The organism is Minwuia sp. IMCC3009, assembly GCF_029909415.1.
GTDB lineage: Bacteria > Pseudomonadota > Alphaproteobacteria > Minwuiales > Minwuiaceae > Minwuia.
In genome coordinates this window covers 346615-372385 of sequence record NZ_CP123781.1, presented here as the reverse complement: position 1 = coordinate 372385, position 25771 = coordinate 346615, and the positions used below count along the sequence as shown (strand labels likewise).

Annotated in this window: 26 protein-coding genes and 1 tRNA gene; 14 read left to right on the top strand and 13 right to left on the bottom strand. The window is 65.8% G+C overall.

Going from position 1 to position 25771, the window contains the following annotated elements; translation table 11 throughout:
* Window positions 1-106: 106 nt before the first annotated feature.
* The gene (locus QGV55_RS01615; RefSeq protein WP_281018623.1) at window positions 107-1357 is read left to right on the top strand and encodes a sulfotransferase; all 1251 of its coding nucleotides are present in this window, start codon (window positions 107-109) and stop codon (window positions 1355-1357) included.
* Window positions 1354-1881 (top strand): adenylyl-sulfate kinase, encoded by a 528-nt coding sequence (locus tag QGV55_RS01610; protein ID WP_281018624.1) that lies wholly within the window; start codon window positions 1354-1356, stop codon window positions 1879-1881. The genes QGV55_RS01615 and QGV55_RS01610 overlap by 4 nt, the downstream gene beginning before the upstream one ends.
* 7 nt (window positions 1882-1888) lie before the next feature.
* Here the strand turns inward: QGV55_RS01610 and QGV55_RS01605 are convergent, their stop codons facing one another.
* The 8 genes from QGV55_RS01605 to QGV55_RS01570 all read right to left on the bottom strand — a co-directional run bounded on the left by QGV55_RS01605 (window position 1889) and on the right by QGV55_RS01570 (window position 8373).
* Entirely contained in the window at window positions 1889-2599 is a 711-nt protein-coding gene (locus QGV55_RS01605; protein ID WP_281018625.1) for a phosphocholine cytidylyltransferase family protein, read from the bottom strand.
* Complete coding sequence (locus tag QGV55_RS01600; protein ID WP_281018626.1) at window positions 2599-3213, bottom strand: gamma-glutamyl-gamma-aminobutyrate hydrolase family protein; 615 nt, start codon at window positions 3211-3213, stop codon at window positions 2599-2601. The genes QGV55_RS01605 and QGV55_RS01600 overlap by 1 nt, the downstream gene beginning before the upstream one ends.
* Entirely contained in the window at window positions 3210-5525 is a 2316-nt protein-coding gene (locus tag QGV55_RS01595; RefSeq protein WP_281018627.1) for a PEP/pyruvate-binding domain-containing protein, read from the bottom strand. Before QGV55_RS01595 ends, QGV55_RS01600 begins: the two co-directional genes overlap by 4 nt.
* An 8-nt stretch (window positions 5526-5533) precedes the next feature.
* The gene (locus QGV55_RS01590; RefSeq protein WP_281018628.1) at window positions 5534-6283 is read right to left on the bottom strand and encodes a methyltransferase domain-containing protein; all 750 of its coding nucleotides are present in this window, start codon (window positions 6281-6283) and stop codon (window positions 5534-5536) included.
* A gap of 109 nt (window positions 6284-6392) precedes the next feature.
* A complete protein-coding gene (locus tag QGV55_RS01585; protein WP_281018629.1) occupies window positions 6393-6611 on the bottom strand; it encodes a hypothetical protein in 219 nt (72 codons plus the stop codon).
* 104 nt (window positions 6612-6715) lie between these two features.
* Window positions 6716-6790, bottom strand: a tRNA-Gln gene (locus QGV55_RS01580).
* Window positions 6791-6842: 52 nt separating this feature from the next.
* A complete protein-coding gene (locus QGV55_RS01575) occupies window positions 6843-7346 on the bottom strand; it encodes a MarR family transcriptional regulator (protein WP_281018630.1) in 504 nt (167 codons plus the stop codon).
* A 91-nt stretch (window positions 7347-7437) separates the two neighbouring features.
* A complete protein-coding gene (locus QGV55_RS01570) occupies window positions 7438-8373 on the bottom strand; it encodes a nitronate monooxygenase (protein ID WP_281018631.1) in 936 nt (311 codons plus the stop codon).
* Between the two features lie 85 nt (window positions 8374-8458).
* On the opposite strand from QGV55_RS01570, the gene QGV55_RS01565 reads away from it, so the two are divergent.
* Entirely contained in the window at window positions 8459-10234 is a 1776-nt protein-coding gene (locus tag QGV55_RS01565) for a lytic transglycosylase domain-containing protein (protein ID WP_281018632.1), read from the top strand.
* Window positions 10234-10677 carry a hypothetical protein gene (locus QGV55_RS01560; RefSeq protein WP_281018633.1) on the top strand — a complete coding sequence of 148 codons (444 nt, stop codon included), beginning with the start codon at window positions 10234-10236 and terminating at the stop codon, window positions 10675-10677. The genes QGV55_RS01565 and QGV55_RS01560 overlap by 1 nt, the downstream gene beginning before the upstream one ends.
* A gap of 124 nt (window positions 10678-10801) precedes the next feature.
* Here QGV55_RS01560 and ppa read toward each other — a convergent pair whose 3' ends face one another.
* Window positions 10802-11326 (bottom strand): inorganic diphosphatase, encoded by a 525-nt coding sequence (gene ppa, locus QGV55_RS01555; protein ID WP_281018634.1) that lies wholly within the window; start codon window positions 11324-11326, stop codon window positions 10802-10804.
* Between the two features lie 83 nt (window positions 11327-11409).
* On the opposite strand from ppa, the gene QGV55_RS01550 reads away from it, so the two are divergent.
* A complete protein-coding gene (locus QGV55_RS01550) occupies window positions 11410-12834 on the top strand; it encodes an FAD-binding oxidoreductase (protein WP_281018635.1) in 1425 nt (474 codons plus the stop codon).
* Window positions 12835-12880: 46 nt separating this feature from the next.
* Here the strand turns inward: QGV55_RS01550 and QGV55_RS01545 are convergent, their stop codons facing one another.
* The 3 genes from QGV55_RS01545 to nth form a co-directional block, all read right to left on the bottom strand.
* Entirely contained in the window at window positions 12881-14071 is a 1191-nt protein-coding gene (locus QGV55_RS01545) for an acyl-CoA dehydrogenase family protein (protein WP_281018636.1), read from the bottom strand.
* Between the two features lie 25 nt (window positions 14072-14096).
* Window positions 14097-14615 (bottom strand): MaoC family dehydratase, encoded by a 519-nt coding sequence (locus QGV55_RS01540; protein ID WP_281018637.1) that lies wholly within the window; start codon window positions 14613-14615, stop codon window positions 14097-14099.
* Window positions 14616-14737: 122 nt separating this feature from the next.
* A complete protein-coding gene (nth, locus tag QGV55_RS01535; RefSeq protein WP_348637661.1) occupies window positions 14738-15373 on the bottom strand; it encodes an endonuclease III in 636 nt (211 codons plus the stop codon).
* A 172-nt stretch (window positions 15374-15545) separates the two neighbouring features.
* On the opposite strand from nth, the gene QGV55_RS01530 reads away from it, so the two are divergent.
* From QGV55_RS01530 to QGV55_RS01510, 5 genes are all read left to right on the top strand, one after another.
* Window positions 15546-16379, top strand: a complete 834-nt coding sequence (locus QGV55_RS01530) for a mechanosensitive ion channel domain-containing protein (protein WP_281018639.1) — start codon at window positions 15546-15548, stop codon at window positions 16377-16379.
* A complete protein-coding gene (locus tag QGV55_RS01525) occupies window positions 16372-17220 on the top strand; it encodes a hypothetical protein (RefSeq protein WP_281018640.1) in 849 nt (282 codons plus the stop codon). Before QGV55_RS01530 ends, QGV55_RS01525 begins: the two co-directional genes overlap by 8 nt.
* Window positions 17217-18545: a magnesium transporter gene (locus QGV55_RS01520; protein ID WP_281018641.1), complete on the top strand. Its 1329-nt coding sequence runs from the start codon at window positions 17217-17219 to the stop codon at window positions 18543-18545. Before QGV55_RS01525 ends, QGV55_RS01520 begins: the two co-directional genes overlap by 4 nt.
* 83 nt (window positions 18546-18628) lie before the next feature.
* Window positions 18629-19516, top strand: coding sequence for a DMT family transporter (locus QGV55_RS01515; protein WP_281018642.1), 888 nt, complete (start codon window positions 18629-18631; stop codon window positions 19514-19516).
* Between the two features lie 120 nt (window positions 19517-19636).
* A complete protein-coding gene (locus tag QGV55_RS01510) occupies window positions 19637-21952 on the top strand; it encodes a xanthine dehydrogenase family protein molybdopterin-binding subunit (RefSeq protein ID WP_281018643.1) in 2316 nt (771 codons plus the stop codon).
* Window positions 21953-22035: 83 nt separating this feature from the next.
* Here QGV55_RS01510 and QGV55_RS01505 read toward each other — a convergent pair whose 3' ends face one another.
* Window positions 22036-22773 (bottom strand): enoyl-CoA hydratase/isomerase family protein, encoded by a 738-nt coding sequence (locus tag QGV55_RS01505; RefSeq protein ID WP_281018644.1) that lies wholly within the window; start codon window positions 22771-22773, stop codon window positions 22036-22038.
* A 183-nt stretch (window positions 22774-22956) separates the two neighbouring features.
* Between QGV55_RS01505 and QGV55_RS01500 the strand changes: the two genes are divergently transcribed.
* The 4 genes from QGV55_RS01500 to QGV55_RS01485 all read left to right on the top strand — a co-directional run bounded on the left by QGV55_RS01500 (window position 22957) and on the right by QGV55_RS01485 (window position 25771).
* Window positions 22957-23655, top strand: a complete 699-nt coding sequence (locus tag QGV55_RS01500) for an ABC transporter permease (RefSeq protein ID WP_281018645.1) — start codon at window positions 22957-22959, stop codon at window positions 23653-23655.
* Window positions 23648-24421, top strand: coding sequence for an ATP-binding cassette domain-containing protein (locus QGV55_RS01495; RefSeq protein ID WP_281018646.1), 774 nt, complete (start codon window positions 23648-23650; stop codon window positions 24419-24421). The genes QGV55_RS01500 and QGV55_RS01495 overlap by 8 nt, the downstream gene beginning before the upstream one ends.
* Window positions 24421-25227: a substrate-binding domain-containing protein gene (locus tag QGV55_RS01490; protein ID WP_348637662.1), complete on the top strand. Its 807-nt coding sequence runs from the start codon at window positions 24421-24423 to the stop codon at window positions 25225-25227. The genes QGV55_RS01495 and QGV55_RS01490 overlap by 1 nt, the downstream gene beginning before the upstream one ends.
* Window positions 25228-25327: 100 nt before the next feature.
* Window positions 25328-25771 carry an isoprenylcysteine carboxylmethyltransferase family protein gene (locus tag QGV55_RS01485; RefSeq protein ID WP_281018648.1) on the top strand — a complete coding sequence of 148 codons (444 nt, stop codon included), beginning with the start codon at window positions 25328-25330 and terminating at the stop codon, window positions 25769-25771.

Here is a 25771-nt window from a genome sequence, read left to right as displayed (position 1 = left end):
TTCCGATTCTCCCTCCAGATTGGAGACCAGATTCGAGGCCTCTGCTTCACGACACTGCGTATCCGTCGCCAGCGGGGATCTGCCAGCAGGATAGCGGACACCGTGAATGAGCAGCCTGACCTCCGACAAGACCGCCAGTCCTGACGGGACGGCAATGGACGCACTGCCAGCACGCGCGGATATCCGCGATGCCGCCGACCGCCTGAACCTGATCGTCATCTCGCCCCTTGGACGATCCGGTTCGTTCCTGATCCAGTCCCTGTTCGACGGCCACCCGGAGGTCGTCTGCTTTTCGGAGGTCGCACAGCACTGGCATCACGCGGACAGTTTCAGGGCGGCTGGCCAGGACATCTCGGCATGGCTCGATGCCCATCCGGAATTCCATGATGGCCGGAGCTTCGCGGGCGAAGACGCCTCCATGGCCGATGCGCTGGCGACCTGGTTCCGGCAGCGCCGCCCGCAGTTCGAGGATGCCTTCCGGCTGGCCTGGGAAACCCTGAACGACAGCGCCGAGGAGAGGCGCCTCTACGTCAGTCTCGCCGTGGCGTGGGCCGTCGTTCGCGGGCAGGATCTGGATCGTCTGCGGTACGTGGTACTGCAGCATCACAACAATCGCGCCATTGCAGGCGACATGCCGGCGATCCTGCGCGCATTTCCCGAGACCCGGATCCTGGCAACCTGCCGCCACCCCATCGAGAGCGGCCTCAGTTTCCTGACCCTCGACCGGCGGACGGGACATGCGTCGTTTCGCAACTATTGCCGCAACGTCCGGGGCTGGTCAGTCACATGCTGGCGCAACATGGAGGCGGTGGCCGCGCAGCTGTCCGACGAGTCCCGCCTTCGACTGCTTGACCTGAACACCCTGCACGAGGATCCCGACGGGATCCTGCGCCGCCTGGCCCTCTGGCTCGGCATCAGCGACGATCCGGCGCTGCATGCGTCATCGGTCTGTGACATTCCGTGGCTCGGCAACAGTGCCGACGGTGCACCCATTCCGACCTTCGAACACAAGCGTGCAGCGCTGATCTATCCCGCCACCATCGGGACGCAGAAAGGCCTGAGCCGGAACGAGTACCGGTTCGCCGAATGGTTCACGCGCCCTTTCCTCAGGAGCGCAGGCTATGCGGACCCGGCAACGGTGGGCACCACATCGCTGGCTGGTTTCCTCTGGATCCTGATTTCGCACATGGAATGGTTCCGCGCCGATACCATTGCCCATGACAGGGGTCTGAAGCGTTTCGCACGGCGACTGGGGCTGGTGGAGACAGCACTGGTCCTGAAGGAACTGCTGGCGCTGCGACGGTCCGTCCGACGCCCGCTGGCCCATCTTCGCCTCGACCGCGACCCTGCAGCATGAAGACCGGTCGCACGATCTGGATCACCGGCCTGTCCGGTGCAGGCAAGTCGACTCTCGCCGGGCCTGTCGCGGACGGGCTGCGCCAGTCGGGGGAAATTGTCGTGTTGCTGGACGGGGACGAGTTGCGTGCCGTCTTCGGGCCGACCGCGACGTCGGCGGCAAGCCACACCCGTGCCGCGCGACTCGATCTCGCCCTGCGCTATGGCCGCCTGTGCGGCATGTTGAGCAATCAGGGTCTGACTGTCGTCATCGCGACCATCTCCCTCTACCGCGAGGTTCAGGACTGGAACCGGCAGAACCTGCCCGGATATACCGAGATATTCCTGGATGTACCGCTGGCGGAACTCAGGCGGCGTGATCCCAAGGGCATCTATCGCCGGTTCGACGCGGGCGAGATCACCGATGTGTCCGGACTGGATGTCGCCGTGGACTATCCCACCGCACCCGATCTGCACCTGCGCTGGGACTCCGGGGTGGGCATTGATGATCTGACCGTGCAGGTCCTGTCGCTGCTGCGGAAGTGAGCGCGGCCTACTGGTAGCTCGCCAGGTCCGTCGCCGTGTCTATCTCTCCCCAGCCATCGCGGTAGGCAAGCGCGCGCACAGGCACCCGACCGGCGGCAATGATACGCCCCAGCAGGCCGGTCATGTGGGTGCGGTTCCGTTCCGCCTCCGGCAGTTCCGACCTGATGCGCTGCACCTCCGCCCAACCGGTCGGCGTGAAACGCAGCAGGCCCATGTACTGGCCCTCGACCTCCGCGACCGTCTGCGGTCGGTTGCCGATCTCGACCACGCGGTCGCCGTCGAGCCGGAACGTCTCAGCGTCCTCCAGCGGGTCGTCGAAACGCTTGCTCCAGACCTCCAGCCAGTCCGGGTCATGCGTGATGGCGATATCCGCCTTGCTCCCGCGCAGCAGTTCGACGGCAGAGGATTCGTAGAAGATGTCCGAATAGCTGACGATGCATGGCCCTTCGGTGAGCCAGCTGTCAGCGGCAGCAAGCGAGGAAACCATGTTTGTGGTCTCCCAGAGCGGGTTGTGGAACTCGACCAGCCCGTAGGGCTGCAGCTTCTCCCGCTTGTAGCCCGTGACGATGCCGATCTCGCTGATACCGCCACCGCGCAGGGCCTCGATCTGTCGCGCCAGCAGCGGCTTGCCATGCAACTCGGTCAGGCACTTCGGCTGTTCCTCTGTCAGTGTCTGCATGCGGCTACCGCGACCGGCGGCCAGGATGATGGCGCGCATCACGGCGTCCCCACTGCTGTCTGATGAAAATGTGCCCGTGCCAGGTCCAGATGACCCTGATCGAACGGTCTCTCCCGCTCCGGATGCCACATCCAGCCGACAACCGGGTGGGTCGCGTGCTGCATGGCCTCGATCTCGCCATCGGCTGATCTGGCGAGCACGCCGTACCCGGTCGGGCATCCGGCCAGCGCGCTGTCGTGATAGCTGTTCACATCACCGAAAGGGGCCGCGAGCTGATGCCGGGTCCGGACATGGCCTGAAACCTGTTTCAGTTGTCCGCCCGCCGCCACGGCCAGCATCTGCATGCCCCGGCAGATGCCCAGAAGCGGCCGCCGATTGTCCAGCGCCCAGGCGATGAGATGGCGCTCGACCGCATCCCGGTCCGCACAGGTGCCGATGTCATTGCCACCGGAAAGGACCACACCCAATGGGTCGACCATTGCCAGCCAGTCGCCCAGTTGCTCGCCAGTCCAGGAATTTGCCACCGGCAGGCCGGTGAAGCCCGCGTCCGCCAGCCAGTGTATCAGTGCCTGATCCAGGGCGTCCCTGCGCTCCCCCCGGTCAGGGTAATCGTCGATACGCTGGGTAACGGCGATGACAGGCTGCCGGCTCATGCGATGATCTCGACCAGTTTCCCCGCGCAGTCGATATGCAGGCGATGCGCGGTCGACCACTTCTCGAAATTGACCTCACCCGCGCCGATGACGGCGGGCAGCCCCAGTTCCCCGGCGCGGATGGCCATGTGCGAGTTCGCCCCGCCCCAGGCGGTGACAAGACCGGCGATCCCGCGGGAGAACAGCCAGTCGTAGCCGGGGTCGGCATTGGGGATGCAGACAATGCATCCGGCCAGTGCGTCCCGCTGCTCCAGATCGCCAACCTCCGCCGTCACCTGCCTGCGGGTGATGAAGTTCGGGTTGATCGCAGGATACTCGAAGCCCCAGACGTCCTCCGGTCGCTGGATCAGGGGCGGCAGCGAAAGCGTCAGCGTCTCCGCATAGCGCGCGCGCCCGCCCTCGATGCTGCGGGCCAGCACTTCCTTCGGGCCCAGGGCCGCGATCTGCAGTTCCTTGATCGTCGTGATGTCGCAATAGGAGAGGTCATCACGGCTGAAGCCATGGCTCTCACCGAAGTCCTGCAGCAGGGACAGGATGTCGGACAGGTTCCGCGTGAAGGCGAATTTCGCCTGTTCCCGCAGTTCGATTCCGGCCTGCAGGAAATTGAACAGGCCCACCGGATCGATCTGCAGACCATGCTCGTCCAGCAGCCGCCCGATCTCCCTCATCTGCGGCAGGCTGATGCTGAAGGGCCGGGCCGCATCGACCGGTTCCGGCCGCTCCGACCAGTTGAAGTAGAGGTCGGGCGCCTCGTCGTAGCGACGGGAAAGAATGTCGTAGGTACCGGGGCGCAGGTGTCCGTACTTCTGCAGGAACACAGAGCGCGACAGGCGGGAGCGATCCGCCGCCATCTGGCTTGTCACGGTGGAGGTGGATTGCAGGAAGGCATCCGTGTCCTCCGGCGAGAAGACGCCGACCTTCTCCAGGGAGCGCAACAGCTGGACCGCAACGAACCCGGCCCGTGCGAGGCCCGCGAACGGCAGGGTGCCATAGCGCTTGGTGTCTTCCAGCAGCCAGTAGATGCGATCCACGGGACTTGTGTCCGCGGCCAGAAGTTCCTCCCGCCGCCGCTCCAGCGTCTCCAGCTTGGCGGCGTCGGTGCGCCACAGTCCCTTTTCCGGGTCGATGATCCCGTTCGTCAGATCACGCAACGCATCCGCGATCTGACCGGTCTCGGTCTCGGTGAACCCGGCTTCCCGCAGTGCGCGGGTGCGGTCGGCGATGTCCAGGGAATAGCAGGACAGTACGATCTCGAACTCGATCCGGTCGTGCAGGGTCGGCTCCGCCAGCAGACGCGAGACATAGTGATCGACCAGCCGTCCGGCGATGCCATCATCCAGCGCGGCAGGCACGAAGGAATTGAAGGACAGCCGCACGTCAATGTACGGCAGGCCGTGGAAGTGCAGCATCAGCGGGCAACTGCGCAGGTTGCGATAGCCGTAGTTGTGACGCTGATACGCCCAGATCGAATCCGTCACCAGGTCGCGATAGAGAGACAGGGCCAGCGGTCGGGGCCGCAGGCCGATGATCTCCGCCGGATTCCAGTCAGGCATGACGCCAAAGACGGTCCTGCCCCCCTTCACGAACGGATGCGGGCGCATGCCGCGCGCCACCAGTTCCGCCGCATGGCCCAGCAGACGCGCCTGTTCCAGGGGGTCCTGGGCCGGTCGGTCAAGGATCAACGGCCGCGCCTGCAACAGCCACAGCCTCTCCCCATCGCCCTCTTCGCGGGTAACGGCGAACTCCAGGTCAACCGGGCGACCACCGGAGCGCAGCAGCATGTCGTCGAGCAGGACAAGCACCGGCTCCAGTTCGGCGGGCGGGTCGACTTTCGACCATGCCGCCTGCTGCCAGGTACGCACATGCTTGCCGCCGGTAACTGCCGTTGTGTCGGTGCCCTCGACCCAGTTGATGATGCGGTAGGGGGCTGCCGTGCTCGGATCATGGGAGAAGGCCACGCCGGACCGGACAACCTGGCGCAGCATCGGCTGTACCAGCACCTGATCGGCCCCGTCCGTCACACCATAGGCTGCCACCACCTCGTCGATCGCAGCAGCCCGGTCATCCTCCGCAACATCCAGCAGGGACAGAAAGGCACCGGCATTCGAAGCCTGTTCACCGTCCTCGCGCCCGCAACTGGACCGCACGATGACCGCAACCGGCCCCAGTCGGGCGGAAAGGGTCTCCAGGATCGCGTTCCGGTTCTGCTGCCACTCCACCACCGTGAAATGGACCTGTGGCGCGATCGACGCCGTGGTCAGGTCCCCGCGGAGTGTTTCCAGTGTTTCCGCCTTGGTGGAGAAATGCAGCATCTGCCCCGTCAGCTCAACTGAGCGACCCAGATATTGGTACGATAGGGCACCATGATCGACGAACCCGGCAGGCCATCCAGATAGGCCTCGATGGCATTGACGACGTCATGGAACTTCTCGCCCGCCTGCCGTTCCAGGGTGGCATGAGACCGCCAGGCCTCGACGCAATCGACCTTCGACTGTTCATGCACCACCTTGCCTGACACCGTCACGACACTGCGGAACAGGCCAGAGGCCTCGATCACATTGGTCTGGTCTTCCCGCCGGGTGCCATAGCCATAGCCCGGCACACCGTCGCGGATGATCCCTTCGATCCGCGACTGGATCGGATCATCCAGTTCGCGATGGTTCCACATGCAGGCGAACCAGCCACCCGGCACCAGAATGCGTTTCGTCTCCGCAAGCGCCTTCGGCCGGTCGCAGACATTGAAGGAGCTGCCGAATGTGACGAGGTCATAGGCCCCGCCGTCCATCCCGGTCGCCTCCCCGGTGCCCTCGAACCAGCGCACATCGGTCATCGTGCTGGTGCGCTTGATGCCATTCGCGCGCATGGCATCGTTCGGCTCCACCGAATCGACCTTCAGCCCACGCTCGGCGAGCTTGATCGTCAGATGGGCGACACCCGCACCGACGTCGCACACCCTTGCCCCCGCGCCGACATCCGCCAGGCGCAGCATCGCATCAATCGCCGTGTCGGCGTAATCCGGTCGCTTCAGATAGGCGTCCGCAAGATCGCTGTAGTCCCAATCAGTCTTCACCGGCCAAGCCCCCGAATAGCGTCACGAATCTGTCATGAAGAGACTTGTTACATCTCCCGACAGCATGTTTCCAGCACCGGTTCAGCCGGGAGAGGGATACCCTGCGGTATCAGGGGCGCATGAAGGCGTGTTCGGCATCCGGGTCCAGATTGTCGATCTCGTGGCGCAGTTCCGCCGCGATCTCGTCGGTGGAGCGGTTTTCCTTGTAGATGTTGGTCACGAAGGACAGCATCGAACGGGCGACTTCCTCCCGCGAGTAACCTGTTTCAGCCGCTTCCGCGATGGCGGCATCGACATGCTTGCGAACGATGGACGAGATGGAGGCCATGGCAATTTCCTGCGTGGTGGTGAATGCGGCGTCGATTGATGCACACAAATTCCACTGCGGAATTGATCCAGCGCAAGTCGTGCATCACGGGCCTGGCGGGATGTTGGCTGGGGCGCCAGGATTCGAACCTGGGAATGACGGGATCAAAACCCGTTGCCTTACCACTTGGCGACGCCCCAGCAACGGCGGAGTTCTACCCTTGGAAAAGCCCCGACTGCAATACCGATCCGGTCAGTCCGGGTCGCTGGACAGCATGACATCCAGGTGGTCGTTGGCCCGCTGCAGGTAACTGATCAGCTGCGCGAATTCCTCATCGGTGAAGATGCTGCGGACCGCGTGCGCGATCTCCGACACCTGCGGCAGCAACTCCCGCGCCAGTGCGGCGCCCTCCGCCGTCAGGTCGACGATGATCTGGCGCTTGTCATTCGGGTTCTCGTGGAACGTCACGATGCCGCGCTTCTTCAACTGATGGATCGTGCGGCTGACATGGGCAGGATCCAGCGCCGTGAGCTCCGAGATCTGCCGCGCCATGCCGGGGCCGAAGACGAACATGATGGCGATGACCCGCCATTCCCGGATCGACAGGTTCTTTGGCGCCAGCGCGCGCCGCAGGATGGAAAGACCGAGCTTGTTGCCCAGTGTCACCACCTGAATCTGGAGAAGGTCATCGAAGTCGATATCCTGATCGCCCCCGGTGGCAACCGACCGACGCCCCGACCCGGACGTGTCATGCATGTCACCCACTCCGTTCCCGCTACAACAGGAACACTAGGCACATAATTGCCCAGGCAAGGGAAGCGCTTTTCTGCTGCCGCGCGGGCGCCAGTCAGCGTCCTGGATGCATTCGCGCCTGCCGGTACTGGTTCGCGACCTCCCGGACCAGTTCGGCGACAGGCTGGACCCTGTGCACGCCCTCGACCGAATGCCCGCCGGACCAGATGTCCTTCCACCGACGCGGCGCATCGGGGTTGATGTCCTTCGATATCTCGATGCTGTCGCGCGCGGGCAGGTTCTTCGGATCCAGCCCCGCCGCGATCAGCGACGGGCGCAGGATGCTGGTGTCCAGTCCGGTGATCGCGTCGGTAAGCTGCACATCGTCCAGGCTGGCGGCCACCAGCATGTCCTTGTAGCGCTGCACCGCCATGCTCTCCTCCGTCGCGATGAAACGCGTGCCCATGTAGCAGAAGTCGAAACCCAGGACCTCCGCCGCCGCGATGGCCCGACCGTCGGAGACACCCCCGGCCACCACCATCGGTCCGTCATGGATCGCGCGGACACCGCGTGCGAATGCGAAGGGATTGGCCCAGCCGGTCTGTCCGCCCGCACCGCCCGTCAGCAGGATCAGGCCGTCCGCCCCTGCGGCGATGGCCTTCTCCGCATGCCGCATGGAGGCCACATCGGCCCAGACCTGCCCGCCATAGTCACGGATACGGTCGATGATCGGTGCCGGGCTGCCCACGCTGGCGATGACGATCTCCGGCCTGTGGCGGCAGATGACCTCCAGATCATCGGCGAGTCGGCTGTTGGTGCGGTGAACAATCAGGTTCGGCACCACCGGAGCAGTCGCCGGACCCGAGGCAGCCATCATCTGCGACATCCAGTCATCCAGCTGTTCCACGGTCCGGCAATTGGCCGTCGGAAACGATCCCATGACGCCGGCCTGAACCGCCGCAATCACAAGCTCCGGCCCGGAAACAAGGAACATCGGAGCCGCGATCACAGGTACGCTCAACCGGTCCCGCAAGCCTGCCAGTTCAACCATTTTTTCCATCTCCCCATGGATTGTTCATCACAGATGACCTAGCGGCAGGCTTGCCCCCGCCCCCCACTATGACTTGAATGCGCCGATGAACAGGTCGCGCCAGAATTACCTCTCCGTCAATACCCGCTGCTGGCCGGCCAGATGGCTCGTGCTGGTCATGGCCATGATCGTGGTCCTGCAAGCGGCACCGGCGCGGGCGGCGGAGGTCAGTCTGCCGACCATCCTGAGCACCGCCGATCAGGACCGCTATCGCCAGATCTTCGTGCTGCAGCAGACCGGGCGCTGGAATGAGGCGAGCAAGCTGATCCGCCAGCTGGAGGATCCGCTGCTGATGGGCCATGTCAGCTATCAGCGCCTGATGCATCCCACCGCCTGGCGCTCCAGCTATCGCGAACTGCATGAATGGATGCGCGACTACGCCGACCACCCGCTGGCGGACAAGGTCTACAGGCTGGCGGAGCGCCGCCGCCCGGCCAGTGGCTGGAAGGCGCTGCAACCGCCCAGCCCGAGACCGCTGCGGCTCACCGGCGAGGTCGCCGCGACGGGTCAGCCCGATACGGTACGACAGAATGTGGCCAACCTGTCTCGCCACGACCGGCTGATGCTGCGGTCGATCCGCCGACTGGTCTACCGGAATGCCCCGACACGGGCACTGAAGACCATGGAGACACGCGAAGGGTGGCGCATGGGCTCGGACGCACGGGCGCTGGCCCATGCACTGATCGCGCGCGGCTATCTGACGGCCGAATATGTCGACAAGGCGATCAATGCCGCCACCCTGGCCATGCGGGGCACAGGTCCCGGACAGATGAAGGGGGCTTTCCTGGCCGGTATCGGATACTGGGCCCAGGGCCGCAAGGAAGAGGCCCATGCGGCGTTCGGCCTGGCGCTGGGCAAGGATGGCGATCCCCTGACCGGACTCGAATCCGCCGCCGGAGTCTGGCGTGCACGATCCGCACTGGCGACAGGCGACTTCCTGAACGTGCTGCCGGCCTTGCGCCGGGCCAGCGCCTCCCCCCGCGACATGTATGGCCAGATCGCCAACCGCCTGCTGGCGCGGCAACCCGGCTTCGACTGGAAGCCGCCCAGCCTGCCCCAGGAGCAGCTCTCGGCCATGCTGGCCTTCCCGGGGGTACGTCGGGCGCTGGCACTGGCAGAGGTCGGGCAGATCGTGCGCGCCGACATGGAACTGCGGCTGATGGCGGACGGCGCGAACCGTGCCGGACTGGACGCCGTCCTGCGGCTGGCCGCGCACATCGATGCGCCCGCCACGGCCCTGCGCTTTGCCCGCAGACGCCTGAACAGCCACGGGGAGCGGCATGATCCCGCGCTCTATCCGGCCCCGGCATGGCCCCTCTCACCGGAGGTGCATGTGGACCGCGCGCTGGTCTATGCCATCGCGCGCAGGGAGTCGGGCTTCGACCCGCTTGCCCGCTCCAGCGCCGGCGCGCGGGGCGTGATGCAGCTGATGCCCACCACGGCCCGCTATGTCGCCCGTATCGCGGGGCAGCCGCGCCCGACCAACAGTGCGCTGCATGATCCGCACCTCAATATCCGGCTGGGACAGGCCTACATCCGCTACGTCCTGAAGGCGGTCAAGCCGGAGGACAACCTGCTTCTGGCCATCGCCGCCTACAACGCCGGGCCGGGCAATGCCGCCCGCTGGTCGACCAATACGAACGTGCAGCAGGACCCGCTGCTGTTCCTGGAGATGATGGGCTCCGCCGAGACCCGGACCTTCGCCCGTGACGTGCTGTCGGCGCTCTGGATCTACCGCGACCGGCTGGGTCAGCCCGCCCCGTCCCTTGACGCGATGGCCGCGGGGCGCTGGCCGATCTACCAGTCACTGGATGACGGCTGATGCGTGGCCTGCTTGTCGCTGCCTGCCTGTTGCTGGCCACGACCGGCGCCCACGCCGGTTGGCGATATGCCGACTGGGGCATGACCGACCGGCAGATCATCGCCGCATCGAATGGCGCGGCGGCACGGCACTACGAACATGACCGCGCCCGCTGGGGCGAGTACCCGTCGGTCAAGGCCCGGGCGCATGAGATGGGCCAGGATTTCGAGGTCTGGTTCTTCACCGACCCCCTCGACGGCCTCTACGCCATCCGGCTGGTCCCGACAGGCATCTACTGGTGCATCGACATCCGTGAAAGCGCCATGGCGCGCTGGGGATATCAGGTGCAGTTCGCCGATGGCGATCCCTACTGGGACGATACGCGCAGCGGCAACCGCGCCTCGGTCATCGGATTCAGGGGCTGCACCGTGAAACTGGAACCGCTGCCGGAGCAGCGCGACTGACGGCGTGCAGGAGTCGTTTGCGGGCCCCGGCCAGCCCTCTCCCCCTCCCGACCACCCACGGGATTATCCTAATGGGTGGTCGGGAAGGGGGAGAGGGCTGGCCGGGGTCAGTCAGACAGACTCCTCAGCCTTCGGCCTTGATGGCGCTCTCGATCAGCTTGCAGGCCTCGCCTGCCTCGCCCCAGCGCTGGACCTTGACCCACTTGCCGCTTTCCAGATCCTTGTAGTGCTCGAAGAAGTGGGCGATCTGGTCCAGCAGGATCTGCGGCAGCGCCCGATAGCTCTCGACGTTGGAGTAATAGGGATGCAGGGAGTCATGCGGCACGGCCAGCAGCTTCTCGTCCAGCCCGGCCTCATCTTCCATGATCAGCACACCGATGGGGCGGGATCGCACCACGGCGCCCGGCACGACCGGGACATTGCCGGCCACCAGCACATCCACCGGGTCGCCGTCATCGGCCAGCGTGTGCGGAATGAAACCGTAGTTGCAGGGGTAGAACATGGAGGTGTGGAGAAACCGGTCCACCACCATCGCCCCCGACGCCTTGTCGATCTCGTATTTCACGGGCACGCCGCCGATGGGGATCTCGATGATGACATTGATGTCCCAGGGTGGATTCTTGCCGACGGGAATGTTGTCTATGATCATGTTTCTGTCCTGTTGAGCGGTGGCATTCCATACCATGATCCGCGCGGCTTCCGGGACAGGTAATATGAGGGAAGGACAGTTTCGTGAATGATCTGGCGCCTGGAGTTCTTGAACGGCTGAAGAATGTGGTCGGGCCGAAGGGGTTCGTCGACCGGCCGGACGACATGCTGCCCTACACGACGGAACACCGGGAGAAGTGGCAGGGTCTCTCCCCGCTGGTGGTGCGGCCAGGCACGGTGGCGGAGGTGCAGCAGGTGCTGGCCATCTGCAACGAGACCCGCACGCCCGTGGTGCCCCAGGGCGGCAATACCGGCCTCGTCGGCGGCTCCATCCCCTTCGGCAATGGCGATGAGGTGATCCTGTCGCTGGGCCGCCTGAAGGCCGTGCGGGCCGTGGATGCGCTGAACGACACCATCACGGTGGAGGCCGGATGCGTGCTGCAGGACGTGCAGGCCGCGGCGGATGCGGCCGACCGGCTGTTTCCCATGCGCATCGCGTCGGAAGGCACCTGCCAGATCGGCGGCAATCTCTCCACCAACGCCGGTGGCACAGCCGTGCTGCGCTACGGCAACATGCGCGATCTGGTGCTGGGGCTGGAGGTCGTGCTGCCTGACGGCACCCTGTGGGAGGGGCTGCGCGGCCTGCGCAAGGACAATACCGGCTATGACCTGAAGCACCTGTTCGTCGGCGCGGAGGGCACGCTGGGTGTGATCACCGCCGCCGTCCTGAAACTGTTCCCGAAACCCGCCGACCGGCAGGTGGCCTTCGCCGCCCTGCCCGACCCGCGCGCGGCGGTCGAACTGCTCGGCCTGGCGAAGTCCGTCTCCGGCGGGCAGGTGACGGGCTTCGAGATCATGCCCCGGCTGGGTCTCGACCTGTCACTGCAACTGCTGCCCGATGCGCGTGACCCGATGGCGGGCACCCATCCCTGGTACGTGCTGATGGAATTCTCGTCCGGTGAGGGCGACGGCGCCCTGCGCGCCGCGCTGGAACGCACCCTTGAACTCGGCTTCGAGAAGGACCTGGTGCTGGACGCCGTCGTCGCCGAGTCCGAGGCACAGACAGCGGCGCTCTGGGCGCTGCGCGAAAGCCTGTCGGAGGCGCAGAAGCTCGGTGGCGGGTCGATCAAGCATGACGTCTCCGTGCCGGTGCCGCTGATGCCCGACTTCATCGCCGCCGCCGACACGGCACTGCAGGACGTGGTGCCGGGCTTCCGCTCCGTCGCCTTCGGCCACATCGGCGACGGCAACGTCCATTACAACCCGCTGCAGCCGGAGGGGGGCGACAGGCAGGCGTTTCTGGACCGGTGGGAGGATGTGGCCCATGTCGTCCATGACATCGTCCACCGCATGGGAGGCTCCATCAGCGCAGAGCACGGCCTTGGCCGCCTGAAACGCGACGAGATCGAACGCTACAAGTCACCCGTGGAACTGCAGATGATGCACCGGATCAAGCACACGCTGGACCCCAACGGCATCATGAACCCCGGCAAGCTGCTGAACTTCTGATCGGGCTCCTTTCTTGGGAAGCGGCGCCAGCCCGTCTCCCCCAACCCTACGCCGGGTTCCGGGCGATCAGTTGGCGGGCGATGATGATGCGCTGCATCTCGTTGGTGCCCTCCCCAATGCACATCAGCGGCGCGTCGCGGAAATAGCGTTCGACGTGATATTCCTGGCTGTAGCCATAGGCGCCATGGATGCGCATGCATTCGGTGGCGTTCTCCAGCGCGGTTTCTGATGCGAACAGCTTGGCCATCCCGGCCTCCATGTCGCAGCGCTCCCCCCGGTCATAGGCGCGGGCCGCGTCCTCCGTCAGCAGGCGCGCGGCGCGGCAGCGGGTGGCCATCTCGCCCAGCTTGAGCTGGATCGCCTGATGCTCCGCGATCGGCTTGCCCATGGTCTCGCGCACCTGGGCGTACTCGACGGCACGGTCCAGCGCCGCCTGGGCCACGCCCACGCCACGTGCCGCGATGTTGATGCGCCCCAGTTCCAGCCCGCCAACTGTCTGACGGAAGCCCTGGCCCGGCACGCCGCCGATCAGATTGTCGGCGGGTACGCGATAGTCCTCGAAGACCAGTTCGGCGGAATCGATGCCCTTGTAGCCAAGCTTCTTCAGCTTGCGCCCGGTGCTGAAGCCCGGCCCCTTCTCCGCGATGAACAGGCTGATCCCCTTGTGGCGCGGCTCGATGTCCCAGTCCGTCTTCACCAGCAGGGCAACGGCCCCGCCCTCTATCCCGTTGGATATCCAGGTCTTGGCGCCATTGATCACGTAGTCGTCGCCATCGCGCACGGCCCTTGTGCGGATGGCCTGAAGGTCGGTGCCGCAGTGGGGTTCCGTCAGCGCCAGGCCGCCGCGCAGTTCACCACTGGCAAAGCGGGGCAGGAAGTGCCGTTTCTGTGCCTCGGTGCCGAAACGCTCCACCGCCGCCGCCATCATCAGGTGGGAATTGAAGATGCCGGTGAGCGACATCCAGACCTCCGAGATCCGGCTGACGATGCGGGAATAGGTCTGGGCGGGCAGCCCCAGCCCCCCCCATTCGCGCCCGACGGTAGCACCGAACAGCCCGAGATCGCGCATCTGCGCCACCATCTCGTGCGGATATTCGTCGGCGTGTTCCAGGTCCAGCACCCGGTCGCGCACATCGCGCTCCAGCCAGCGGTCGATGGAGTCCAGCAACTGGCGTTCGTCCGATTCACTGATCGACTCGCCGGAGCGCCCGACAATCTCGCGATCTGTCTCACTCATGTCCTGTTCCCCTCCCCAGGGCTGTTCAGTCGATCTCGTGCCCCCGGCGCGGCACCAGAACGGTGCGCCGATAGGCGATGACCAGTGTGCCGTCCTGCTTGAAGCCGCGCGTTTCCACCGTGACGATCCCGTCATTGGGGCGGGAGGCGGACTCCCGCATCTCCAGCACCTCCGACTCCGCCGTCAGCGTATCACCGTGAAACACAGGCGCGGGCATGCGGATGTCGGTCCAGCCCAGATTGGCCACCGCCTTCTGGCTCACGTCCGAAACACTGAGCCCCGTGACCACGGCCAGGGTGAGGGCGGAATTGACGATCGGCTTCCCGAACTCCGACTTCGCCGCATAGGCATGGTCGAAGTGCAGCGGATGCTGGTTCATGGTCAGCAAGGTGAACCAGGTATTGTCCGCCTCCGAAATCGTGCGACCGGGACGGTGTTCGTAGATATCGCCAACCACGAAATCCTCGAAGCAGCGTCCGAAGGATTCCCGCAACCGCCGGCCACCCTGATCATTGCCACCGTGATCCTCTATCGTCCTGACCATGCTGCATGTCCCTCCCCGGATGCGTTGACCGTTGGCTGATCCATCCCTGTCCCCCACCAGGGACTCCCGTAGGCAGTCGGGTGGGGAGAAGGACAGAACAGGTCGCAGAAGATAACCTTCCCCTACTCTGCCGTCTTCTCCCTGAACTGGCACACGTCGATGACGCGGCAGCGGCCACACTCGGGCTTGCGCGCCTTGCAGACATAGCGCCCGTGCAGGATCAGCCAGTGGTGCGCATGGCGCAGGAACTGCTTCGGCACCCGCTTCTCCAGCAGCAGCTCGACGGCCAGAGGCGTCTTGCCGGGCGCCAGCCCGGTGCGGTTGCCGACCCTGAACAGGTGCGTATCGACAGCGATGGTCGGTTGCCCGAACCAGATGTTGAGCACCACATTCGCGGTCTTTCGGCCCACACCCGCGAGTGCCTCCAGTTCCTCCCGCGTATCGGGCACCTCACCGCCGTGGCGATCCAGCAGCTGCTGCGACAGCAGGATCACGTTCTTTGCCTTGTTGCGGTAGAGACCGATGGTCTTGATGTGATCGCGCACCGTGTCCTCGCCGAGCGCCAGCATCTTCTCCGGCGTGTCGGCACGCTTGAACAGCGGACCTGTCGCACGGTTGACCCCGACATCCGTTGCCTGGGCCGAGAGAACCACGGCCACCAGCAGCGTGTAGGCGTTCACGTAGTCCAGTTCCCCCTTCGGCTCCGGATCCGCGTCCGACAGACGCTGGAAGAACACCTCCACATCAGCCTTCTTCATGCGTGCCATCCGGTCTCTCCCCCCTCCGATCCCTGGCGTCGGGTGTTCTGTATCCGACACGAATTCAAATGACAGCGACACGAAACAATGGTGCAGTCTGATGCACGCAACGCTAACCCGATGCCCATCAAGAAGTAGCGTAAAAAAACCTGTTCAAGGAAATTTGCCGAACATGGAAAAGATGTCCGGACTTTCGGAGTCAGTGCTGGAGACACTTTCGGGCCTGCTGGCACAGTTTATCGCCTTTCTGCCAAACCTTGTCGCTGCGGTCGTGCTTGCCCTTGTCGGCTGGCTTGTCGCACGGCTGCTGCGGGCGATCACCCTGCAGCTGTCCGGCGGCTTGAGCCGTCTGACCGACCGCATGCCTCTCGGACTTTCCGACGTGGCGGGCGGCAGGCCCATAGGGCGCATCCTGGCGGATGTCGTCTACTGGGCGGTCCTGGTCCTGTTCCTGGCAACCGCCGGCAGCATGCTGGGCCTCGACGTTCTCTCCGCCTGGCTGGAGGAACTGATCATCTGGCTGCCGAGCATCCTCTCCGGCCTGCTGATCATCGCCGCCGGACTGGTGCTGGGCAATCTGGCCTACCGGATCTCGATCAATGCCCTGACCACCCTCTCCACGACACAGCGCGAGGTCACGGGCCGGACCATCCAGGCCGTGACGGTCGGGATGCTGCTGATCGTGGGTGTGGATCAGGTCGGTATCGACGTCACCATCGTCATCACGGTGGTGGGCATCGTGCTGGCCGCCATACTCGGTGGCGCGGCGCTGGCGTTCGCGCTGGGCGCACGCACCCTTGTCGCCAACCTGATCGGCGCCCGCCATCTGGGCGCGGATTACCGGGTGGGGGAGCGTATCCGCGTCGGGGAGCATGAAGGCACGATCCTCGCCCTGACAGCCACCGCCATGATCATCGAGACAGCGGAGGGCCGGGTCTCGGTTCCTGCCAAGGCGTTCCTGGAACAGTCGAGCACCATCCTGGGCCAGGAGGTCGATCATGAGTGACACGCTCACCCATGTCGTCAGGCAGTTCATCATCGAGCACCCCAGCGCCGCGGCCCGCGCCGTCGCGGAATGGGAGCCTGCGCGCATCGGCGCAACCATGGGGCGGCTCGACCGGGAAAGCGCGCGCAAGCTGCTCGACCATCTCGACCCGCTCCGCGCGGTTCCCGTGCTGCTCGGCATGTCGGACGAGGATCGCGCCACGCTGATCCGGGGCATGGCCCCGTCGGACATCGGGCGCATGCTGCGACAGGCGAGCGATGAAGATGCGGCGGCCCTGCTCGAAAGCCTGCCGAAGACCCTGCGTGCGCGGGTGGCGCTGGTCATGAGCCAGCCGAAGTCCTCCGTCGGTGCCCTGATGGCGACGGAAGTCGCCAGGGCACGCGGGGCCGAAACGGTGGAGACAGTGACCGCCCGGGTACGGCGTGCGCGACCGGTCGGCTGGGCACCGATCTATCTGGTCGATGGCGCGAACCGCCCCACCGGCGCCCTGTCGGCGCTGGACCTGATGCGCGCCACGCCGGACGCGCTGATCGGCGATCTGCCGATCACGGATGTTTCCGCGATCCCCGCTGCAGCGGCGGTCCACATGGCGGCGGAGGACGAGGACTGGCTGGAGCATGAGATTCGGCCCGCCGTAGACCGGCGTGGACGCCTGGTGGGCTGCATCGGCTATGGCGACCTGCGCCGCGCCATGATGGCGGGCACGGCCGCCAGCGCCGGCAGCTCCGGTGATCGCTCCGCACTGGATACGATGGTGCTGCTGGAAACCGGGCTGACCGGAACGATGACGGCCCTGCTTGCCGGCCGGACGGCGGACAGTGGACGGGAGGAACGGGCATGAACGCGACCGTCGCCGGGACTGCCGCACCGGATTCGGACCTGCTGCATCTGGTCGGGGCCTACGCCCGCAGCTTCCCGCGCGAAGCGGCAGCGGGGCTGGATGAGCTCGATGCGGATCAGGTCGCCACGGCCCTCGGGACACTGCCACCGGAAAGTCTGGTCGCAAGCTGGCGGCACATATCATCCGGTCAGGCATCCGCCGTGGCCCCCCTGCTGGACGACGAGACAGTGGTCCTGCTGGTCCAGCAGATCGACCGGGGTGACGCGGCCCGTCTGCTGGCATCGTTCGAGAAGTCGCGCCAGGAAAGCATCCTCGGGGGGCTGAGCGACGGCATCCGGCGGGAGATCGACGAGATCCTCAGCTACCCGCCCGGAACGGCCGGCAACCTGATGCAGACCGGCGTCATCATCCTGCGCGGCTCCGCCAGTGTCGATTCGGCGATCCGTCTGCTGCGCCAGACGCCGGACTACGGGCCTGTCTCCATCCTCGTCACCAACGATGCAGGTGTGCTTGCCGGGCGTGTCCAGTGCAAGGCGCTGCTGCTCGCCGATCCGGCTCAGGAACTGTCGGAGCTGAGCGTGGGCGTGCCTGCGGCCCTCAGTCCAATGGACCCGCAGACCACCATCGCCGAGACCTTCGAGAAGCTGCATATCGGTGAACTGCCGGTGATCGGCCCCGACGGGCGCCCCATCGGCCTGGTGGGCAACCAGGCGATGATCGAGGCGGTGCGGGCGGACGCCACGGCAGCGGCCCAGATGATGGTCGGCGGCGGACGTGACGAGAATGCGCTCTCGACCAGTTTCTTCGCCGTGCGCAAGCGACAGCCCTGGCTGCAGATCAACCTGCTGACCGCGTTCCTGGCCGCATCGGTCGTCGGCGTGTTCGAGAATACCATCGCGCAGGTCACGGCCCTTGCCATCCTGTTGCCGGTGGTCGCCGGTCAGTCCGGCAACGCCGGGGCACAGGCGCTGGCGGTCACCATGCGGGGGCTGGCCCTGCGGGAGATCCGGGTTGCCGACTGGGTGCGCGTCACCCGCAAGGAGGTTCAGGCCGGTCTGATGAACGGCATCGGCATCGCGATCACCTGTGGTGTCGGGGTGCTGATCTGGAGCGGCAGTCCGGGGCTGATGCTGGTCATCGTCATATCCATGATCATTTCCATGGTGGCGGCGGGAACCTCCGGCGCACTGGTGCCGATCATCCTGGCAAAGCTGAAGCAGGATCCGGCGGTAGCGTCGTCGATCATCCTGACCACGGTGACGGACATCGTCGGCTTCTTCTCCTTCCTCGGCATCGCGACGGCCCTGTTCTCCATGCTGGTCTGACAGGCGGGACACAATCTTGCGGCGGGACTGAAAAGCTGCGATCAGTCCCGCCGCAAGGCTGACCGTCAGGGGGGACCGGGTCCGTGCGCCGCTTGTTCGATCTGCCATACCTGCTGCTGGTGCTGACGCCGCTGTTCTGGGCCGGGAATTTCCTGATCGGGCGCATGGTGCACGAGACTGTGCCGCCGGTGGGACTGGCCTTCTGGCGCTGGGCGGTCGGACTGCTGATGATCCTGCCCTTCGCCTGGCCACAGCTCCGCCGCGACCTGCCGGTCTATCGCGCCAACTGGCCGATCATCCTGATCCTGTCGGTTCTGGGGGTGAGTTGCTTCAACACCATGGTCTATATCGGCGTCGCACGGACGGAGGCGCTGAACGCGTCCCTGCTGCAGTCCACCATGCCGGTCTGGATCGCGGTGCTGTCCTTCCTGCTGTTCCGGGACCGGCCAGGCCCCTGGCAGGTGGCAGGCATCCTTGTCTCCCTGACCGGTGTCGCGACGATCATCGCCCGGGGCGATCCGGCCTACCTGTCGCAACTCCGCTTCAATCCCGGTGACCTCTGGGTACTGACCGCAGTGATCTGCTATGGCGGCTATTCGGCGCTGCTGCGCAGCCGGCCCGCCGTCGGGCCCCTGGGCTTCCTGGCCGTGACCTTCGCGGTGGGCGACCTGGTGCTGCTGCCGTTCTATGTGCACGAGATGGTGGTGCTGGACCGCTTCGTGCCGCTGAACGTCGTGGCGCTGGCCTCCGTCCTCTATGTCAGCCTGTTTGCCTCTGTCCTCGCCTACATGTTCTGGAACCGGGGGATCGAGCTGCTGGGTGCCAACCGCGCCAGTGTCTTCATCCATCTGGCCCCGGCCTTCGTCGCCATCGGCTCGGTGATCCTGCTGGACGAGCATCCGCAGCCGTTCCACGCCGCCGGTGTGGCCCTGATCCTGACAGGTGTCTTCCTGACGACGCGCCGCCGCTGACCCTGCGCGTCTGTCTCTGCGGGCTTGCCAAAACGCGCGTCATACCTAACATCAGGACGAACGGCCCCGTCGGCTGAGTCTGCGGGGCCGCGCCTGTTTCTGCTCTGAGGGGATCAAGACATGACCAAGTTCGGTATCGCGCAGGCTGTGCGCCGCGTCGAGGATGTGCGCTTCATTACCGGACACGGCAACTATTCGGACGATCACCAGTTCCCCGACCAGCTCTACGCAATGGTGGTGCGCTCGCCACACGCCCACGCGACCATCCTGTCGGTGGATGTGGAAGACGCCAAGCAGATGCCCGGTGTCGTGGACATCATCACCGGTCAGGAACTGGTCGACGCCGGTGTCAGCGGACTGCCGAGCCTCTGGCCGGTGAAGAACAAGGACGGCTCCGGTCGCGCCGAGCCGCCGCATCTGGCGCTGGCCGTGGACAAGGCCCGGCATGTGGGTGACGGCATTGCCTTCGTGGTGGCGGAGAGCATGGCCGCCGCACGGGATGCCGCCGACGCGGTGATGGTGGACTATGATCCGCTGCCCGCCGTTTCCGATGCGCGCGCCGCCAAGGAACCCGGTGCGCCGCTGCTGCACGAATCGGCGCCCGGCAATCTCTGTTTCGACTTCGAGCATGGCAACAGGGCCGAGACCGAAGCAGCCTTCGCCAAGGCCGACAAGGTCGTGCGGGTGGAGGTCATCAACCAGCGCGTCGTCGCCAATTCGATGGAAGCCCGGGTCGCCATCGCCACCTGGGATGCGGAGGGGGATCGCGTCACCGTCTATACCCCGACGCAGGGTGGCTGGGGCATCAAGCGCCAGCTCGCCGGGTGCCTGGGGATCGAGGCGGATCAGATCCGCATCGTCACGCCGGACGTGGGCGGCGGCTTCGGCATGAAGCTGTTCTTCTATCCCGAACACATCCTGTCGGCCTATGCCGCGCGAAAGCTGAAGCGGACCGTGCGCTGGACCTCCGAGCGGCAGGAAGCCTTCCTGACCGACACGCAGGGCCGCGACCACTGGTCCTATGCCGAGATGGCCATCGACGCGGACGCGAAGTTCCTGGGGCTGCGGGTCCATACCACCGCCAATCTGGGCGCCTACCTGTCCACCATGTCCTGCCTGATTCCGACGGCGGCCCATGCCAAGGTGCTGCCCGGCGTCTATCACGTGCCGACAATGTATCTGGACGTGCATGGCGTCATGACCAACACGACGCCCGTGGACGCCTATCGTGGTGCGGGCCGGCCGGAAGCGATCTATCTGATCGAGCGGCTGGTGAACCGGATCGCGGCGGAGACAGGTCTCGGGCCGGAGGAGGTGCGCCGTCGCAACTTCGTGCAGCCGGAGCAGATGCCCTACACCACCGCGACGGGGGAGAAATACGATTCCGGTGACTTCCCGCGCATCATGGAGCGCGCACTGAAGGAAGCCGACTGGGACGGTTTCGCCGCCCGTCGGGCCGAGTCCGAGGCCCGTGGCTGGAAGCGCGGACGCGGCATCGCCTATTACGTGGAGGCCACCGCAGGCATGCCCGAGGAATCGGCTGCGATCCGGTTCGAGGATGACGGCATGGTCTCCATCTTCGTCGGCACCCAGTCCAACGGTCAGGGGCATGAGACCGCCTTCACCCAGATCGTCAGCGACCGGCTGGGGCTGGATGCGGAGCGGATCCGCATCATCATGGGCGACACGGACGCGATCCCGACCGGTGGCGGCACCGGCGGCTCCCGCTCGCTGGTCTCCACCGGCACCGCAATCAACAAGATGTCCGACACGGTGATCGACAAGGGCAAGGCAGCCGCGGCGGAACTGTTCGAGACCAGCGCGGTGGACATCGAATTCGGGGAAGGCAACTTCCGCGTCGTCGGTACCGACCGGGCCATCGACATTGTCGATCTGGCGGAGAAGGCCAAGGAAATGGCGCTGGCCGGGCAGATCGAGACCCTGGACACGCGCGAGACCACGGCGCTGAACCCGATCACCTATCCCAACGGCTGCCACGTGGCGGAGATCGAGGTCGATCCGGCGACGGGCCGGGTCAACATCGACCGCTGGTCGGTGGTGGATGACTTCGGACGCGTGGTGAACCCGCTGTTCGTCGAGAGCCAGGTCCACGGCGGCATCGTGCAGGGTGTCGGCCAGGCCCTGCTGGAACATGCGGTCTACGACGAGGACGGGCAGCTGGTCGCCGGTTCCTTCATGGACTACGGCATGCCCCGCGCCGACGACGTGCCCTACTTCACCTTCAATCGCGAAGAGATCCCCTGCCAGTCCAACATGCTGGGCACCAAGGGCTGCGGCGAGGCAGGTTGCGTCGCCGGACCGCCGGTGGTGATCAATGGCATCATCGACGCGCTGTCCGATCTGGGCGTCACGACCATCGACATGCCGGCCACGCCCCAGGCCATCTGGCGCGCCATCAACGCCGCACAGGGCTGAGCCAGAGACCACCGGCACGCAGGGGAGCGGGCCGGTGATGTGATCAGAATGTGGACCGCTGCCGCCATTCAGGCGGCGGCAGTTCAGCCCTTCCCGAAGGCCTTCAACCGTTCCTCGACCTCGGCGCTGCGGCCAGGGCTGTTGCGGCGTTCGAATTCCAGGGCGCCCCAATGGCCGTGGTTCTGACCCTGGTTCACCAGCATCTTGTCGGCACGCAGGGTGAACCAGGAATTCTCCAGGAACGACCGGGCCATCGCCGTGACATGCCCCAGCAGGTCCGCGTCGGGCACGCATTCCAGCGCCAGACCGATGGCGACGGCCTCCGCGCCGGAGACCGGAGCGCCCGAATACATCATCTGCTTGGCCCGCTGCACACCGACCCGCTGCGGCAGGCGACGACTCATGCCCCACTTCGGCGACATGCCCCACTTGCCGTGGGTGTCGCAGAACTTCGCCGATTCCCCGGCAACGATCAGGTCCGCGGCCAGCGCCAGTTCCAGCGCCCCGGTGTAGCAGTGCCCCTGCACGGCACAGATCACCGGCTGCGGCAGGTTCTCGATCAGGTCGATGGTGGAGGACTGGAAGGTCGGTACCGGCGGCACGTCACCGCTCTGGATCGCCTTCAGGTCATTGCCGGCGGAGAACGACCGTCCCTCCCCGCGCAGGATCACGACGCCGATCTCCTCCGACTGTTCGTTGAGTGCCTGCACATGGGCGTCCAGTTCAACGAACAGGCTGGGTGACAGCGCGTTCAGCGCCTCCGGCCTGTTGAGACTGAGTATCGCCAGCCCATTGTCATCCTGTCGTGTCACGAGCGCCATGATCCATCCTCCCCGGCATCAGCAGCCGATATTGAAGGCCGCGCGGACTTCTCTGTCCACAGGAGAACAGGCATGTCCGTCGCACAGGGGACCGATGCCGACGCATTCGGAAGCGTGGCCGACCATGCGGAAATGTGAGAGAAACAGGGGAACTTCACGCACACACAAGCAGCGGACCACAAGATGGGTGACGCAATCGCAGAGGCCTTCCGTCTGATCGCCGTCGGTGACGCCGCATTGTGGGAGATTGTCTCCCTGTCCCTGCGGGTCAGCCTGACGGCGGTGGCGCTTGCCTGCCTCATCGGTCTGCCGCTGGGTGCCCTGCTGGCCATCGCGCGGTTTCCGGGGCGCGGTGCGCTGATCGTGGCCACCAACTCGCTGATGGGCCTGCCGCCGGTACTGGCGGGGCTGCTGGTCTATCTGCTGCTGTCACGGGCCGGTCCGCTGGGGCCGCTGGAACTGCTCTATACCCCCACGGCCATGATCATTGCCCAGACCGTGCTCGTGACCCCGATCATTGTCGCCCTGTCGCGGCAGGTGATTGCCGACATGCACCAGGAATATGACGAGCAGCTGCGCAGCATGGGCATCACCACCATGGGCGCGGTGCTGACCCTGCTCTATGACGCGCGGCTGTCGCTGCTGACCGTGGCGCTGGCCGGGTTCGGCCGTGCGGCGGCGGAGGTGGGGGCGGTGATGATGGTCGGTGGCAACATCAACCATGTCACCCGCGTCATGACCACGACCATCGCGCTGGAGACGTCGAAGGGCAATCTGGCGATCGCCGTCGGGCTGGGTCTGGTGCTGATGCTGATCGCGCTGACCGTCAATGGCGCGCTGATGGCATTGCGCGGAACACAGGGGGTGGCACGGCATGTCTGATGCGCTTGTCACCAGCGGTCGCCGCACGCTGACCCCGGCACGGGGACCGGATTCGGTACTGCCCGTGGCCATGGACGGGGTTGGCTACACCATTGATGGCGTCACCCTGCTGGACGATGTCTCGCTGCGCATCCGCCCCGGAAGGCTGACGGCCATCATGGGCGCGAACGGCGCGGGCAAGACCCTGTGCCTGCGCCTGATCCAGGGGTTGCTGCAGCCGACCGTGGGCACGCTCAGCCATGCGTCGGGACCGGTGACACTGACCGGTCGCCGCCGGATCGCCACGGTCTTCCAGCGCCCGGTGCTGCTGCGCCGCTCCGTTGCCGGCAACCTGCGCCATGCGCTGAAGACCTATCGGGTGCCGAGGGCGGAACGTGCGGCCATGCTGACGGATCTGCTCGACCTCGCGGAGCTTCGCGCGCTGGCCCACCGGTCCGCCCGCGTGCTTTCATCGGGGGAACAGCAACGGCTGTCCATCGTGCGCGCCCTGGCCGCCGATCCCGACCTGTTGCTGCTCGACGAGCCCACCGCCAACCTGGACCCCTATGCCACCCGCATGATCGAGACCCTGATCCGACAGGCGGAGGCGCGGGGCGTGACCGTGGTCCTTGTCACCCATGATGTCGGGCAGGCGCGGCGCCTGGCTGACGATGTGGTCTTCCTCAACCGGGGCCGGGTCACGGAGCAGACACCAGCGGGCAGCTTCTTCGACGAACCCCAGACGGCGGAGGCCGCCGCCTATCTGGCCGGGAGACTGCTGCTGTGATCCTTCGCGTCCTTCTTCTGCTGACCCTCGTTGTTCTGGCCCCGCTGGCGCAGGCGAGTGAGCGGTTCATCGTCGTTCAGTCCACCACATCGACCGAGAACTCCGGCCTCTACGGCTGGCTGCTGCCGCAGTTCACCGCGGAGAGCGGGATCGAGGTGCGCGTTGTCGCCGTCGGCACCGGTCAGGCACTGCGCAATGCCCGCAATGGCGACGGGGACGTGCTGATCGTCCACGCGCGGGCAGCGGAAGATGCCTTCGTGGCGGATGGCCATGGCGTGAAACGTCACGACCTGATGGTGAACGACTTTGTCATCGTCGGCCCAGGTGCGGACCCCGTCGGTCTGGGGGAATCGCCGGGCGCGACGGCGGCGCTGAAACGTATCGCCGACACCGGCGCGAAATTCGTCTCGCGCGGGGATGACTCCGGGACCCACAAGAAGGAACTGGCACTCTGGCGCGCGGCCGGGCTGGACCCGACCGGGGACGGTGGCGAGTGGTACCGGGAAAGCGGCTCCGGCATGGGGGCAACCCTGAACATTGCCATCGGCATGGACGCCCATACCCTGACCGACCGCGCCACCTGGGTCAGTTTCGGCAACAAGGGCGATCATGCCATCCTGGTGGAGGGCGACCCGGCCCTGCAGAACCCCTATGGCGTCATTCTGGTGAACCCTGAGGTACATCCGGGCGTCAGGGCCAGTGATGGCCAGATCTTCATCGACTGGCTGCTGTCCCCCACCGGACAGGCCGCTATCGCCGCGTTTCGCGTGAACGGTCAGCAGCTGTTCTTCCCCAGCGCCCGATAGACACGGCCCTCGCGGGGATACAAACGGAAACGAAACCCGGCTACCCTGTTACACGCTCCCATGGCGGGATGACCCTCCAGTACATCGGAGGAGATGAAACATGAAATGGCTGCTGCCGCCGTTGCTGACACTGATCCTGCTGATCGTGCAGGTGCTGCTCTCCGTGCTCATGCCCGTTCCGGGCATGCTCGGTCCCGGCGCAAGCGAGATCGGCTACCTGCTGATCGTGGCCGGGATCCTGCTGATCTTCTGGGGCGCAGGGCATTTCAGGAAGGTCAGGACCAACATCAACACCTTCCGGGACCCGGACGTGCTGGTCACGGGCGGACCCTTCCGCTTCACCCGCAACCCGATGTACCTCGGCTTCTTCCTGATCCTGTTCGGCGCCGCCGTCGTCTATGACGCCGCGGCGGCCCTGCTGCCGGTCGCTGCCTTCTTCGCCGCCGCCAACTGGTGGTACATTCCCTACGAGGAACGGGCGGCGGAAAACGCGCTTGGCGAGGCCTATGCCGAGTACCGCAGGCGGGTGCGCCGCTGGCTGTAG

Coding starts and splice junctions, on each gene's coding strand:
- QGV55_RS01615 (WP_281018623.1), top strand. CDS start 107: ATGAGCAGCCTGACCTCCGACAAGACCGCCAGTCCTGACGGGACGGCA.
- QGV55_RS01610 (WP_281018624.1), top strand. CDS start 1,354: ATGAAGACCGGTCGCACGATCTGGATCACCGGCCTGTCCGGTGCAGGC.
- QGV55_RS01605 (WP_281018625.1), bottom strand. CDS start 2,599: ATGCGCGCCATCATCCTGGCCGCCGGTCGCGGTAGCCGCATGCAGACA.
- QGV55_RS01600 (WP_281018626.1), bottom strand. CDS start 3,213: ATGAGCCGGCAGCCTGTCATCGCCGTTACCCAGCGTATCGACGATTAC.
- QGV55_RS01595 (WP_281018627.1), bottom strand. CDS start 5,525: ATGCTGCATTTCTCCACCAAGGCGGAAACACTGGAAACACTCCGCGGG.
- QGV55_RS01585 (WP_281018629.1), bottom strand. CDS start 6,611: ATGGCCTCCATCTCGTCCATCGTTCGCAAGCATGTCGATGCCGCCATC.
- QGV55_RS01575 (WP_281018630.1), bottom strand. CDS start 7,346: ATGCATGACACGTCCGGGTCGGGGCGTCGGTCGGTTGCCACCGGGGGC.
- QGV55_RS01570 (WP_281018631.1), bottom strand. CDS start 8,373: ATGGTTGAACTGGCAGGCTTGCGGGACCGGTTGAGCGTACCTGTGATC.
- QGV55_RS01565 (WP_281018632.1), top strand. CDS start 8,459: ATGAACAGGTCGCGCCAGAATTACCTCTCCGTCAATACCCGCTGCTGG.
- QGV55_RS01560 (WP_281018633.1), top strand. CDS start 10,234: ATGCGTGGCCTGCTTGTCGCTGCCTGCCTGTTGCTGGCCACGACCGGC.
- ppa (WP_281018634.1), bottom strand. CDS start 11,326: ATGATCATAGACAACATTCCCGTCGGCAAGAATCCACCCTGGGACATC.
- QGV55_RS01545 (WP_281018636.1), bottom strand. CDS start 14,071: ATGAGTGAGACAGATCGCGAGATTGTCGGGCGCTCCGGCGAGTCGATC.
- QGV55_RS01540 (WP_281018637.1), bottom strand. CDS start 14,615: ATGGTCAGGACGATAGAGGATCACGGTGGCAATGATCAGGGTGGCCGG.
- nth (WP_348637661.1), bottom strand. CDS start 15,373: ATGAAGAAGGCTGATGTGGAGGTGTTCTTCCAGCGTCTGTCGGACGCG.
- QGV55_RS01530 (WP_281018639.1), top strand. CDS start 15,546: ATGGAAAAGATGTCCGGACTTTCGGAGTCAGTGCTGGAGACACTTTCG.
- QGV55_RS01525 (WP_281018640.1), top strand. CDS start 16,372: ATGAGTGACACGCTCACCCATGTCGTCAGGCAGTTCATCATCGAGCAC.
- QGV55_RS01520 (WP_281018641.1), top strand. CDS start 17,217: ATGAACGCGACCGTCGCCGGGACTGCCGCACCGGATTCGGACCTGCTG.
- QGV55_RS01510 (WP_281018643.1), top strand. CDS start 19,637: ATGACCAAGTTCGGTATCGCGCAGGCTGTGCGCCGCGTCGAGGATGTG.
- QGV55_RS01505 (WP_281018644.1), bottom strand. CDS start 22,773: ATGGCGCTCGTGACACGACAGGATGACAATGGGCTGGCGATACTCAGT.
- QGV55_RS01500 (WP_281018645.1), top strand. CDS start 22,957: ATGGGTGACGCAATCGCAGAGGCCTTCCGTCTGATCGCCGTCGGTGAC.
- QGV55_RS01495 (WP_281018646.1), top strand. CDS start 23,648: ATGTCTGATGCGCTTGTCACCAGCGGTCGCCGCACGCTGACCCCGGCA.
- QGV55_RS01485 (WP_281018648.1), top strand. CDS start 25,328: ATGAAATGGCTGCTGCCGCCGTTGCTGACACTGATCCTGCTGATCGTG.